This window comes from Mammaliicoccus sp. J-M40 (assembly GCF_022386395.1).
GTDB lineage: Bacteria > Bacillota > Bacilli > Staphylococcales > Staphylococcaceae > Mammaliicoccus > Mammaliicoccus lentus.
Genome location: NZ_JAJNIQ010000002.1, coordinates 375,904 through 390,562, shown reverse-complemented (window position 1 = coordinate 390,562; position 14,659 = coordinate 375,904). Strand labels below are relative to the sequence as shown.

Here is a 14,659-nt window from a genome sequence, read left to right as displayed (position 1 = left end):
TGACGTAGAACAAGACTCTGATGTTAATGCTAATGATCAAGAGCAAGTGAAAGATGACAATGCTTCTGATGACGCTACATCTGATAATGTTTCTGCTGAAGATAATACATCTGACGTAGAACAAGACTCTGATGTTAATGCTAATGATCAAGAGCAAGTGAAAGATGACAATGCTTCTGATGACGCTACATCTGATAATGTTAATGCTGAAGATAATGCATCTGACATAGAACAAGACTCTGATGAAAAAGCTAATGATCAAGAGCAAGCGGAAGATAACAATGATTCTGATGACGCTACATCTGATAATGTTTCTGCTGAAGATAATGCATCTGACGTAGAACAAGACAATAACGAGAATATTAAAGAGCAATCTAAAGAAGATAATACTTCTAATGATGCTGAATCTGATGAAAATAACCAAACTAATCAAGCCAACGAGACTAATATTAGTGAACCTAAAGTTGCTTCTAAAAATGCGGAAATCCAGTCACGTTCTGCTGCTCCACAAAGTAACAGCACTAAATTTAGAACGGCTGTAAATGCACCAAGTGCTCCTAAAGTAAGAGCAGCTAATGTTCAATATGAAGCTGCAGTTAATTCATCAATTAACAATCAAATAAGAAATAATAACTATACTGTTCCTAAATATGTAGAAGATTTCTCTAGCCACATTCCAAAAATCCCTTATAGAAATGGGGTTGGGAAACCTGAAGGAATTGTTGCTCACGAAACTGCAAATCCTAACTCTACAATTCATAATGAGATTGCTTATATGAAAAATAATTATGAGAGTGCGTTCGTACACGCTTATGTAGATGATAACAATATTATCGAAGTAGCTCCTACTGACTATTTAGCATGGGGTGCTGGTGCACAAGCAAACCCAAGATTTATTCATGTAGAACTAGTTCGTGTATATGGCAGCGATAGATTTGCTCGCTCTATTAACAATTATGCAGATTATATTGCAACGAACTTAGCTTATTATGGATTATCATTAGATAGTGCTGAGAGAGATGGCGTTGGTACTCTTTGGTCACACGACGCTGTATCTAAATTCTTAGGTGGAACAGACCACAGTGATCCGTACGGTTGGTTTGCTGAGAATAATTATACATTTGATGAACTTGTTGACTTAGTTACGGAAAAATATCAATACAAAACTGGTTTATTAACAGCACCTACTAAGCCTGAAACAACTAAACCAGTAACTAAACCTACTACTAAGCCTAGCCAAAATACTACTAAGCCTAGCCAAAATACTACTAAGCCTAGTAACCCGACAGTATCTAAACCAAGTACTAAACCAACAGTATCTAAGCCTAATACTAAACCTAGTAAGCCAGTAGTATCTAAGCCAAGTACTAAACCCGAAGCCAAACCTAGCAAGCCAGTAGTTTCAAAACCTGCTAACACAATCGTTGTAGACTATGTTGGTAAAGTGAACACTAATGCTTCTGGTGTATATACTTCTGTATATGATAATCAGCAAAAATCTGCTACTAATAAAGCAGGTAAAACATTCAAAATTGGTAAACAATCTACTTATAACAACCAAGTATTTTATTTATTACAAGACAATAATTCAACACCATTAGGTTGGGTTAAATCAAGTGATGTACAATTACAAAGTTCTGTTAAACCTAAACCAACTCAAAAACCAAATAATACAGTTGTAAAACCTAAACCAGTTGAAAGTACTAGTAAAGAACAAACTAGTAACGTTAAACCTGTAAGTAAATCAGATGTTTCTAGTGTTGTTAATCCTAAACCAGTAGCTCAAAATAATACAGCTGTGAAGCCTAAACCGACTGTAAGTACAAATAAAGTTCAAACTAACAACGCGAAACCAGTCACTCAACCAGCAGCTCAAACTAACAATAAAGTTGCGAAGCCTAGTCAGGTTGCTCAAGCTAATAAAAATTATACAGCCAATACAGAACGCGTAAATTATGTAGGAACAGTAAACAAAAATATTTCTGGTGTATATACTTCTGTTTATAATGACAAAACTGTTCCAGCTGTTAATAAAGCAGGAAAAACATTTAAAATTGGTAAACAATCAGTAATAAACAATCAAACATTTTATTTATTACAAGATAACAATGCTATACCATTAGGTTGGGTTAAATCTCAAGATGTACAGTTACAAAATGCAACAAAACCAAAAACAGTCACTCAACCAACTGTTACACCTAAAAAGACAGAAGCAATTAAAGCTAGCACTGTAAATAATACGCCAATCGCGTATCAAGAAAATTATACAAATTACTTAATCACTGATAATACTGGTTATTTCTATAGTGAGCCATATGCTTCTAAAAATACCTTATTAGGTTCATTACAAAATTATCACTACGCTTATTTCAAAGTCATTACATCTCAACAAATTGGCAATGAACTTTGGTACAAAGGCATATTAAATGGACAAACAGTATGGATTAATGCTAAATACTTACAAATTGCAGAAACTTCAACAAAATCTTCAACAAGCCCTTATACACTTGATGAAGCTGTAGATATTCAAATGGCTTTAAAAAATGGCACAGAGCCTAAAAAAGTATTACCAAGTGGCGTTAGAAAAGCGACTAGAGCAGAAGTTAAAGATGCAATGGACACAAGTAAATATATTGACGATCCAGTACAAAAATATCAATTTTTAGATTTAAATCAATCTCAAAATATTCCTGTATCTAAATTAAATGAATTACTCCGTGGTAAAGGTATATTAGAAAATCAAGGAGAAACATTTAGTGAAGCAGCAAAATCTGTTGGTGTAAACGAGATATACTTAATTTCTCACGCTCTTCTTGAAACGGGTAATGGCACAAGTGATTTAGCAAAAGGCGGTAGTATTAATTCTGATGGTAAAGTTGATTTAAAATCAGATACTAAATATTATAATATGTTTGGTGTAGGTGCTATTGATGACAATGCTTTATACGGTGGTATTAAATACGCTCAACAAGCAGGATGGGATACACCATCCAAAGCTATTTTTGGTGGAGCTCAATTTATCTCTAGTAACTACATTAATGCAGGACAAAATACATTATATAAAATGCGTTTTAATCCTCAAAACCCAGGTGAACATCAATATGCGACTGGCGTAGATTTTTCTACTTCTAATGCTAAGCGTATTAGTGATTTTTACCAACAAATTCAAACTGATGGCGAATATTACGACTTTGACCGATATAAATCTTAATCAATAGAAGTAGCATGAGGAGTGGGACAGAAATCTCATTTTCTTAAAAAGATTTCGTAGTCCCGCCTCGGTAAGGATGACTAGGGTTGAAAAACTTTATATAAGCGTGTTTTCAACCCAGTCAGCTACTGCCAATACAACATAAAGTCCGGGACAATTATTGATGTTCCGGACTCATTTATTTGGATGATTTTATATTTTAAAATAGATTATATTTGTACATTGAACTTATTTAATTTATAATCTACATTTCATAGAAAGCGTAAACACTTGATTTAAGGGAGTATTTTCATGACAAATCATAAAGAAAGAGATCATTATTTTGATAACGCCAGGTTTTTCTTAATTGTACTAGTGGTGTTTGGACATTTATTAAGGTCTTATATTAACGATAACCATTTAATTAAAGCGCTGTATATGTTTATATATAGTTTCCATATGCCGGCATTTGTACTTATCTCGGGTTTCTTTGCAAAAAGTGTTGGTAAGCCAGGATACATAAAGAAAATTACTATTAAATTACTTTTACCTTATTTAATTTTCCAAGTTTTTTATGGATTGTATTATTACTTTATAGACAGAGACGATACATTAAATGTTAGCCCCTTCGATCCTCAATGGGCAATGTGGTTCTTAGTCAGTCTATTTTCATGGCATATCATTTTACATTTTGTAAGAAACTTCAACCCATATGCTACTTTTATTATTGCTATTTTAATAGGTTTATTAGTAGGATACTTCGATTTTATTAATGCAAAATTAAGCCTTTCAAGAACTTTCGTGTTCTTCCCTATTTTCTTATTAGGTTATTATATTAATAAAGAGCAATCTATAATTCTAAGAAATAAAAAGTATCTTTGGATTTCTTGTCTAAGTTTAATCGTTATCTTTATTGCATATTTAATGACTGATTATAATTTTGAATGGCTATTTGGTAGTAAACCATATTCAGAAATTGATCGTGACGTCACTGTTTACAGTGCCTTAAAACGACTATTTATTTATATTGTTATTTTCGTTTCAACATTAAGTTTTATGAATCTAATACCTGAACGAAAACTATCTTTAACATACATCGGTTCTAGAACTATGTTTATATATTTATTACATGGATTATTCGTTGGACTGTTCAGATCTCAAGCATGGGATAAGTTTTTAATAGAACAACCATATGCTTGGATTGGAATCATCGCTATAACCATTGTAATTGTTTACTTCTTTAGTACTGATCTTGTTAAACATTATGCAAATCCAGTTGTAAACATGAAAAAACCACCTAAAAAGAAAGAATAGAATATAAATTAAAAATAAAAAGGATGTTTTCGCTAGAAACTAGCGAAAACATCCTTTTTGTATACTATCTTATTAAAGTTTCATAAGATATTGTACCTATATATTTTTCTTCTCTATTTAACAAATAAGCTGGTATATGAACATGCTTGTGAGTGATTGGTGCTAATTGATGATTATTACGTCGTATATTCTCTAAGACCTCGTATCCTGCACTTAACAAGTACGTTAAGTAATCAATCCACTCTTGTGTATATGGTGTTTCTGATTGGATAAACAAGATTGGATTTTCTTTTTTCTCAGATGGTCTCATAAAATCTGATACAAATTGTTTTTCATCTAATGACATTTCAGCTTTAGCTTTAAATTTAATATGAAACTGAGCACGTTTAATTAATTGATTGTCTTGTCCAAAATAAAACCTATGAAAGTGTGGTAATTGTACTTCTGCCCTACTAATATGTATCGAATCTTCTTCAAAAGTTATCATCCATTGTTCTTCATTATTTTGCACTAATACAAATGTCGGATGAGGTAACCATTCAAAAATATCTAAAGATAATAATAATTTTAAACGCTGATTCATTTTACTTAAATCTACCATTGTAAACATCCCCATTTTTTGTAATGTTTTTCTTATTGTAATACGTTTTCGAAATTTTTGCTATATTCATTTATTTGTAGCTATATTACCGTTATAATTAAATTATCGTTTTGAAGAGGTGAAAAAAATGCAATTACCGTTAAACCGTTTTGCATCAAAACTTCAAGTATCCGGAATAAGAGCTATTTCTAACCGTATACCTGAAATTGATGATGTTATAAATCTGACAGTCGGACAACCCGACTTTCATGTACCAAATCGTGTTAAAGAAGCTATGAAAGATGCTATTGATTATAATTTTACTTCTTATTCTCATAATGCAGGCTTATTGAAACTTCGAGAAGTTGTAAAATCATATTATGAAAACCGTTTTAATGCTTATTTTAATACGAATGAAATATTAGTAACAAATGGTGCAAGTGAAGCGCTAGACACTGCATTAAGGGGCATTATAGAACAAGGTGATGAAGTACTCATCCCCGCTCCAGTTTATGCCGGTTACGTGCCTTTAGTTGAATTGCTTGGTGCAAAGCCTGTTTATATAGATACTACCCAAACAAATTTAAAAATAACACCTGAACTAGTAAAATCTCATATTACTGATAAAACTAAAGCAATATTACTTAACTATCCTAATAATCCTACGGGCATTACTTTACATAAAAATGAAGTTGAAGCATTAGTAGATGTATTTAAAGAACATCCAATTTATGTGGTTAGTGATGAAATTTATGCTGAAAATACATTTAATGATCAACATACATCTTTCGCATCATATGAAGAAATTAAAAATCAATGTATTTTATTAGGCGGTTTAAGTAAATCTCATTCGATGACTGGGTTACGTATTGGCTTTTTATTAGGTCCAGAATATGTAATGAAACAATTAACTTTTGTACATGCTTATAATTGTATTTGTGCAAATGTTCCGAGTCAGTATGCTGCTATAGAAGCACTTACACACAGTATTGATTCTCCTAAAGAAATGAATAAAGCTTACATTGAACGTCGTGATTATGTCTATAATCGTTTAATTGAAATAGGTTTTGTCTTATCAGAAAAACCTGAAGGGGCTTTTTATATCTTCCCTCAAATTTCACATTTTGGTATAGATGATTATGACTTTTGTATAAAAGCTTTAGAGGAGTATCATGTTGCTGTTGTTCCAGGTTCAGCTTTTACACATATAGGAAAAGGTTATATTAGAATTTCATACGCTTATGACCTTAAATCATTAGAAGAAGGACTTAATAGATTGGAAAAAATGATACAAGATTTATCTTAAAGGGGTTGGATTTTTATGAATTTATTATGGCAAACAAGTAAGGAACGAGAAAAATTACTAAAAAAATTAGTGAGCCATGCTTCTATTACACATTCTGAAGGTGAAAAAACATTTCCTTATTTTTTAATGAATGAATATTTAAAACTAGATTATTTTAAATCAAGAGAAGACCAAATTATACTGCAACCGACTGGGGATGGTCGAAATGCAGTATTAGCTTATTATAAAGCACCAAACTCAAAGAAGACCTTAATATGTATTAGTCACTACGATACAGTTGGTATTGATGACTTTAGCGAATATAAAATGCATGCATTTGAAATGGATAAACTTACAGAAATTTTTAAAGAAAATGATAAATATTTATCTGAGGATGCTAAAGAAGATATCAAGACTGGCGATTATTTATTTGGTCGTGGCTCTATGGATATGAAACCTGGTCTTATGATACATATGTCAACTTTAGAAAAAGCTATATATGAATCTTGGGATATCAACATAATTGTAGTATCAGTACCTGATGAAGAAGTTGGTTCTCTCGGGATGTTAAAAGCTGTAGAAAAATTAAATCAATTAAGAAAAGAAGATCAACTAGAATTTGAATTACATTTAAATAGTGAACCGACTTTCTCTCAAGCTGAAAAAGATTCCAACCACTATATTTATTCTGGTACGATTGGAAAAATAATGCCATCTGTTCTCTGTTACGGTAAAGAGACTCATGTAGGTCAACCAACACAAGGTTTAAGCTCTAATTATATTCAAAGTTTTATAAATAAAGAAATGGAATATAACCCTACTTTTAAAGAAGAATATAAAGAAGAAACGACACCATTACCAGTCTCACTAATGAGTCGTGATATTAAAGAACACTATGATGTACAAACACCATTTAGAACAGTTGCTTTATATAATATATTCTTATTTAATAAAAATGCTGAAGATGTGTTCAAGACTTTTAATAGCATCGTTGAAAAAGCAGTAAAAGAGTGCGAAGAAACCTATCAAAATATTATAAAAAACGAAGGTCAATCTAGAAAAATTAATATTAATATAATGACTTTTAAGGAGTTAAAATTAACAGCTATTGAAGAATTTGGAGAGGCACACGTTAATTTAATTATTGAGCAAATTATTAATCAAATAAGTGATGAACGGGCACAAGCAATCGAAATTGCGGACCAACTAATGCATATGTTAAAAAACCTTGGACCAACTGTAATAACATTTTTCGCACCGCCCTATTATCCAGCGGCACATTCATCAGAAGATTCTTTCATAGATGAAATTGTTGAAACGGTTAGCCAAAAGTCTCTAGAACAATTCGATAGAACATCTAAAAGACAGTATTTCTTTAATGGCATAAGTGATTTAAGTTACGCAAAATATAGACAAGATGATGATGGATTTGAAAGCTATATCGAACAAACACCAAATTTCAATCAATCATATTTCATTCCATTTCATGACATTAAAGAGATAAGTGCTCCTGTATTAAATATTGGGCCAATCGGTAAAGATGCCCACCAAGTAACGGAAAGAATCCATACTAAAAGTGCATTTGAAGAAATACCATATTTAATAGAGCATGTAATTAAGAAACATTTATTAAAATATTAATAATTATGAATAAACTATACTAAATCAAAATAAATAAGCATATCACTTAACTGATTATTTCAGTATGAAAGTGATATGCTTATTTTATATATTATGGGAATTTAGGAAATTGGTCGAAGTCTGGTTTACGTTTTTCTTTAAAGGCATCGCGGCCTTCTTTTGCTTCATCAGATGTATAATATAATAATGTTGCATCGCCAGCGAATTGTTGTAATCCTGCTAAGCCATCTGTATCAGCATTCATAGCTGCTTTTAAGAAACGTAAAGCCGTTGGTGAATGTTCCATCATTTCTTGACACCATTGTACTGTTTCGTCTTCTATTTGCTCTAAAGGTACTACTGTATTTACAAGTCCCATATCAACCGCTTCTTGTGCATCATATTGACGGCATAAGAACCAAATTTCACGAGCTTTTTTATGACCAACGATTCTAGCTAAATAACCTGAACCATATCCAGCATCAAATGAACCTACTTTTGGTCCTGTTTGACCGAATCTTGCATTTTCTGCCGCAATTGTAAGGTCACAAACGATGTGTAATACATGTCCACCACCGATTGCATATCCTCTAACCATTGCTACTACTGGTTTAGGAATAACACGGATTAAACGTTGTAAATCTAATACGTTTAAACGAGGGATTTGGTCGTCTCCGACATATCCGCCGTGACCACGCACAGATTGGTCTCCACCTGAACAGAATGCTAAGTCACCTTCACCTGTTAAGATAATTGAACCTATTCTTTCATCATCTCTTGCTCTTGAGAATGCATCAATCATTTCGTTTACTGTTAATGGCGTAAAAGCGTTTCGAACTTCTGGACGGTTAATTGTAATTTTTGCAATACCTTCAAAATATTCGTACTTAATTTCTTTATATTCTTTTATCGTTTCCCATTGTCTTGACATAATGTGCCTCCTAAAATAAATTCTACTATTATTGTATCAAATTTTGTTGGTTGTTCCACATGAATTGTGTGCCCAGCTTCTTTTACTATGTGTAATTCACTATTTTTAAAGCAATTATTCATTTTCGAACCAATATTTACAAATTTTTCATCTTCTGAACCAACAATTATACATACAGGAGTTTGTAACTGATCTAACATTGCCCAATATGATGTTTGTGATCCAGTACCATAATCAATTAAAGATTTGCTAAGCCCTTTTGCATTTTGAGATAATCTCATCTTACGGATTCTTTTACGTTCCTCAGAAGCCAGATGATTTTGAGTATTGAAAAGTGGTAATTGCTCCCACTCATTTACAAATTCAGTCACGCCTATTTCACTAATTAATTGTGCTCTGTTTTTATCAACTTCAATACGTTTCTGTTTCTCGTCATTATCTTGTATACCAGGACTAGCACTTTCCAATATAAGTCCTTTTAATACTTGTGGATGTTGAATAGCAAAGCTAAGCGCTACACGACCTCCCATAGAATAACCGTGTAAGAACACTTGATTTAAATTATAATATTCTATAACTTCTAACAATTGTTGAGCTATAAAAGGCATACTCCACTCATCATCTATTCTAGATTTATCTTGTCCATGACCAGGTAAATCAATTTCAATAATATTGATATCATTATTTACGATTTTATCTTCTACTAAATGAAAAGTCGTATGGTCACTAATAAAACCATGTAACATAATAAGTGTTGGCTGATCTGTATTCAGTTCACCTTTAACGTAATGAGTTAACATATTGAATACCTTTCATTTTGCCAAATAATTCTCGATGTGTTTCCGTATTTTCTTGTCGATTTGTCATAATTTCATATAAATATGAACCGAATTGAGGTAATGTTTGTCGTTTGTAATCTGAAACATTTTCAAATTTTTCATAACCTAATTCAAATAAATGCGCAACATGCTGAAAATCAAGATTCAACGGTGTACCGAATAATTTTTCAAAATGTTCTGGTGCTTCTTCTTTTTGTGGCAAGTAATTAAATATCCCACCACCATTGTTATTGAGACAAATAATCGTAATATCTAAATCATAAGCTTTGCTCATAATTAATCCATTCATATCATGGAAAAATGAGATGTCTCCTATAATCAGTGTCACTTTTCTATAAACAGACATACCTAACGCTGTTGATACAACACCATCTATACCATTAGCGCCTCTATTTGCTGCAATTTCAGCTTTTGAATCAATATTGAATGTATCTACATCTCTAATTGGCATACTGTTGCCGACAAACACAGTATCTTTAGAAGTCATTTTTTTCAATAAGCTTCCTACTGCTGCACCTTCGTCAGCTTCTTCTTCAATATGCGTCTCAATTAACGCGCGTGCTTCTTTCTCCATAGCTTGCCACTTTTTCAACCAATTTTTATTTTGTGTTGGTGTCACATCTTGAGCTTGTCTAAAGAAATCGTTTGGGCTCAATTCAACTGAAATTGTTGGAACTTTTGGAAAAGCATCTGGTGTATCGTTATTTTGTACGAGTATCTGAGGGCATTTAACTTCTTTCAACCAATTATTAAGTTGTTTAGAAACTACTGGTTGTCCCACTCTAATAATAAATTGTGGTTCGATACTTAAACCACCTTTAAACAATGCATCGTATGTTGCGATAACGTTTGGATGATTCAAACCTCTTAAATTACTTAAAGGATCAGCTAAAACCGGTATGTTATGAATAGCAGAATAAGTCAATATTTGAGATAAATCTTGACCTTGAGTATCTCCTACTACAACTACACCTCTAGGTTTTTCGATATAATTTTGAACATTTGTAAAATCAATAGACTTCTGATATTTCGTTTCTATTTTTCTTTTTGAAGATAAATATCTTCTCAATTTAACATCCGGTAATAATGGTTCTCTAAACGGAAAATTAAAATGCACTGGCCCTCTTTGTGGACCTACAAAATGTTTTTCAGCTTTAATCATATTAATATTTATTGTATTAATAGTACCTTCAGATTCATCTGCTAAAGGCATATCTATTTGAAATTTTGTGAAGTTTTGGAACATATTTACTTGATTAATAGCTTGTGGTGCACCAATGTTTCTTAGTTCATGAGGTCTATCACTTGTTACAACGATTAGTGGTAATTTACTTATATACGCTTCAGAAACTGCTGGTGTATAGTTCGAAGCCGCTGTTCCTGAAGTACAGATTATCGCAACAGGGTTCTGATTTGCTTTAATAATACCTAAAGCGAAAAATGCAGCACTTCTTTCATCAGGGTGAATCCACGTTTTAATATGTGGATGTCTTTCACAAGCTATCGCTAAAGGTGTTGATCTAGATCCGGGACTGATTACGACATCATCAACCCCATGTTCATATAATTTCGAAACAAACGTAAATACTTGTTTAGTTAAGCTTTCAGTATGTGTACTCAAATCTACATCACTCCTAGTGCTTTTAACATCGGTTTAAATTTTAAATCTGTTTCTTCAAATTCTGATTCTGCATTTGAATCCTTAACAATTCCACAGCCAGAATACAATGTTGCTGAATTTTCATTTACTAACATTGAGCGAATAGATACAATAAATTCACCATTATCTTCTAAATCAATATAGCCTAAAGGTGCGCCATATAGACCTCGTGTTCCAAATTCTTCATTCTCAATAAATCTCATTGCTTCTGCTTTCGGGAAACCTCCTAAAGCTGGAGTTGGATGTAATTGATTAACGATTTCTAATACATTTTCTGATAATAAATCAGCTTGTATTTTCGTATATAAATGATATAAATGTTTATTAGTTAATATTGTAGGCTTTTTATCGTATTCTAAGTGCTTTGTAAATGATTGAATATCGTGAATAATACTATCTACGACATATCTATGTTCAAATTGGTTTTTAGAATCATTTAATAATTCGTCTTTCAAAGATTCGTTTATTGTTTCATCATCTGTTCTACTTATAGTACCCGCAATTGCGTTTGTATATAATATACCATTACTGATTTGGCATAATTGTTCTGGTGTTTGTGAAATAAATTGAGATTTACCAGACTCAAATAATAATAAATAACTTGATTCATTTATATTCAATGAGCGCTGTAAAGCATCTTCAATGTTTACTTCATTTTCAAAAACAATTTGTCTTCTTCTAGATAATACTACTTTCTGTAATGCCACTGAATCTTTCATAAATTGAACTACTTTATCTACTAAAGCTTTCCACTCTTCACTTTGAATATCTTTATTAGAAATCATAGTTGGCGTTTCAATAATATCTGTTCGCTTTGATTCATCTAATTTTGATAAAATATCGTTAATCTCTTCGATGTTAAACTTTTGGCTTTGTTCTGTATAAGTTAAATAACAACGTTCATCTTCAATTGTTATTAAATATTTTGGTAAGACAAAATGACTCATACCGTAGTCTTTCCATTCATTCGTCAAAGCATGTTCAGAAAATTGGAATCCTCCGAAAAATTTCAAATGATGCTTTTTATCATGATAAACTTTTGCTTCTAATTGTTCTTTAATACTTTGCCAATACTCATAAATTTTATCGTGTTCTAGGTGTGAATATCTAGCTTCTAATACATAGCCAATACCACACATTTCTAATCTATGATCTTTCGATTTATAATAAAATCTTTGTCCCAAATAATGATTTGCTTTCCTCAATAAATTAATTAAATCCGGTTGATATTGAAGCTCAATTTCAACTGAAATATAATTTTTATTCCCTTTGATTTCAGAAATCATATTTTGCTTCAAATCCGTCCTCAAGGCCATCACTCTTCCACTTCTTTCCGAAATATATCTATTTATTTATTTTATCATTTTTTCTATCAACATGCGTAATTATTGTACTTTTTAAAATGAATATATGTGAAAATATTACACAATTACAGTGATTGACCTATTGTTTGTGAAAGCATATACTAATAATGTCAAAAATATTAATATAAGAGGTAAATAAATGTCACAAAATTTATCACAGCATTCAGGTATTAAAAAATATTATCATTTGATGAGACCACATACTTTAACTGCTTCATTTGTGCCAGTGCTATTAGGTACAGCCGCTTCTAAAATATTCTTAACAGGCTCAGAATCTTCTATAAAAATTTCAGTTGTTCTAGCAATGTTATTAGCAAGCATATTAATACAAGCAGCTACAAATATGTTCAATGAATATTTTGATCACAAACGTGGTTTAGATGACCACACATCTGTTGGTATCGGTGGAGCTATTGTAAGAAATGGTATGTCGCCAAATTCAGTATACACTCTCGCAATTATATTTTATATAATCGCTTTATTACTTGGCGTGTATATTTGTATGCAAAGTACTTGGTTGTTAATCCCAATAGGACTTATTTGTATGGCGATTGGTTACTTCTACACTGGTGGACCATTCCCAATTTCTTGGACACCATTTGGAGAGATATTTGCAGGTTTCTTTATGGGATTTGTCATTATAATGATTTCATTTTATATTCAAACAGGAACAATAAATTACTATCCAGCGTTGTTAAGTATTCCAGTATCTATAACAATTGGACTTATCAACTTAGCTAATAATATTAGAGACCGTGAAAAAGATAAACAAAGCGGACGTAAAACATACGCAATTTTAGTAGGTAAAAAATTATCTATCCTAACAATGGCGATACTTTATATCTTTGCTTATGGCTTTGTTATATACTTAGCACTATTCAAACCTTATGGCTCTATCATTTGGTTAATCGCACTTATTTCAGCACCATTTCCTATAAAAGCAATTCGTCGTTTTAATAAAAATAATACACCACAATCCATGATGCCTGCTATGGCAGCTACAGGAAAAGCCAATACAATTTTCGGCTTGTTACTAGCACTTGGAGTTTATATCAGTGGTCTATTAGGTGGACTTTGATAGAAAAAGACCGAGACATATAAATGTCTCGGTCTTTTTATTTCAAAAATGCTATAATATTTTCTTCTATTTCATCCTTATCCTCACTGCGCGTCATAAGATGTGATGAATTCGGATATGCTGTTAAAGTTTTTTCATTGCTACTCACATGTTCATATATGTATTCTGCACTTTCTTTATAAGATTGTTGATCTCGCTCACCATACTTAATGCTAATTGGATTTTGTATTTTATTTAAATTAGTCATGATATCTTCTATATAATCACAAAATTTAGTTGCACCTTCATCGTAAGTATCTATCAAAGCTATTTGTCTTTTGCTTTCATTCTCGTCTAAATTTTGTATGTAATTCATCCGTTCACCATAGCTTTTTATTCTTCTCTTAATATTATTATTATCTTTTTTGTTAGGTGCTGACATAATAACACTTTTGTTTATATCCTTTTCTTCTGAGAGTTTCAATGAAAATAAACCACCTAAGGATACGCCTAAAACGTTAATTTCTTCATAACCTTCATCTATTAAGAACTGATAGCTTTTTAAGACTTGATTCCACCAATCATCGATTTGGTAATCTAAAAACGCTTCGATACTAAGCCCATGCCCTTTATAAGCCGGTACATAGCACGTAAATCCTTGTTTGTTTAGATTATAAGCCAAATCTTTAACGTCTCTTGTAGTGCCTGTAAATGAGTGTAGCAACAGCACTGCCCTATCTTCACCTTTTAAATACATATGACGCGATTCTTTCAAATTCAACAAAAATTATCACTCCGTAACTATTATCTTTACAAAGT

The 14,659-nt window shown here is 31.8% G+C and carries 11 protein-coding genes; 5 read left to right on the top strand and 6 right to left on the bottom strand.

The window, feature by feature from the left end; translation table 11 throughout:
- Both LQ688_RS04530 and LQ688_RS04525 read left to right on the top strand, forming a co-directional pair.
- On the top strand, positions 1-3,211 hold a 3,211-nt coding region (locus LQ688_RS04530; RefSeq protein ID WP_239752650.1), incomplete at its 5' end, for an N-acetylmuramoyl-L-alanine amidase.
- A 291-nt stretch (positions 3,212-3,502) separates the two neighbouring features.
- Entirely contained in the window at positions 3,503-4,504 is a 1,002-nt protein-coding gene (locus tag LQ688_RS04525; protein ID WP_064205415.1) for an acyltransferase family protein, read from the top strand.
- 64 nt (positions 4,505-4,568) lie between these two features.
- Here LQ688_RS04525 and LQ688_RS04520 read toward each other — a convergent pair whose 3' ends face one another.
- Entirely contained in the window at positions 4,569-5,105 is a 537-nt protein-coding gene (locus LQ688_RS04520) for a hypothetical protein (protein WP_016999618.1), read from the bottom strand.
- Between the two features lie 127 nt (positions 5,106-5,232).
- On the opposite strand from LQ688_RS04520, the gene LQ688_RS04515 reads away from it, so the two are divergent.
- Complete coding sequence (locus LQ688_RS04515; RefSeq protein WP_239724957.1) at positions 5,233-6,390, top strand: aminotransferase class I/II-fold pyridoxal phosphate-dependent enzyme; 1,158 nt, start codon at positions 5,233-5,235, stop codon at positions 6,388-6,390.
- A gap of 15 nt (positions 6,391-6,405) precedes the next feature.
- Complete coding sequence (locus tag LQ688_RS04510) at positions 6,406-8,010, top strand: M20/M25/M40 family metallo-hydrolase (protein ID WP_239752649.1); 1,605 nt, start codon at positions 6,406-6,408, stop codon at positions 8,008-8,010.
- Positions 8,011-8,101: 91 nt separating this feature from the next.
- Here LQ688_RS04510 and menB read toward each other — a convergent pair whose 3' ends face one another.
- The 4 genes from menB to LQ688_RS04490 are packed head-to-tail and all read right to left on the bottom strand — an operon-like array spanning position 8,102 to position 12,717.
- Positions 8,102-8,923 carry a 1,4-dihydroxy-2-naphthoyl-CoA synthase gene (menB, locus tag LQ688_RS04505; protein WP_174700893.1) on the bottom strand — a complete coding sequence of 274 codons (822 nt, stop codon included), beginning with the start codon at positions 8,921-8,923 and terminating at the stop codon, positions 8,102-8,104.
- Positions 8,896-9,720, bottom strand: a complete 825-nt coding sequence (menH, locus tag LQ688_RS04500) for a 2-succinyl-6-hydroxy-2,4-cyclohexadiene-1-carboxylate synthase (protein WP_239752648.1) — start codon at positions 9,718-9,720, stop codon at positions 8,896-8,898. The genes menB and menH overlap by 28 nt, the downstream gene beginning before the upstream one ends.
- Positions 9,701-11,380 (bottom strand): 2-succinyl-5-enolpyruvyl-6-hydroxy-3-cyclohexene-1-carboxylic-acid synthase, encoded by a 1,680-nt coding sequence (gene menD, locus LQ688_RS04495; RefSeq protein WP_017000696.1) that lies wholly within the window; start codon positions 11,378-11,380, stop codon positions 9,701-9,703. The genes menH and menD overlap by 20 nt, the downstream gene beginning before the upstream one ends.
- A gap of 2 nt (positions 11,381-11,382) precedes the next feature.
- Positions 11,383-12,717, bottom strand: a complete 1,335-nt coding sequence (locus tag LQ688_RS04490; RefSeq protein WP_235854126.1) for an isochorismate synthase — start codon at positions 12,715-12,717, stop codon at positions 11,383-11,385.
- 205 nt (positions 12,718-12,922) lie between these two features.
- On the opposite strand from LQ688_RS04490, the gene LQ688_RS04485 reads away from it, so the two are divergent.
- Positions 12,923-13,861 carry a 1,4-dihydroxy-2-naphthoate polyprenyltransferase gene (locus LQ688_RS04485; protein ID WP_064204879.1) on the top strand — a complete coding sequence of 313 codons (939 nt, stop codon included), beginning with the start codon at positions 12,923-12,925 and terminating at the stop codon, positions 13,859-13,861.
- A 37-nt stretch (positions 13,862-13,898) separates the two neighbouring features.
- Here the strand turns inward: LQ688_RS04485 and LQ688_RS04480 are convergent, their stop codons facing one another.
- Positions 13,899-14,624 (bottom strand): alpha/beta hydrolase, encoded by a 726-nt coding sequence (locus LQ688_RS04480; RefSeq protein WP_103268901.1) that lies wholly within the window; start codon positions 14,622-14,624, stop codon positions 13,899-13,901.
- Positions 14,625-14,659 lie beyond the last annotated feature (35 nt).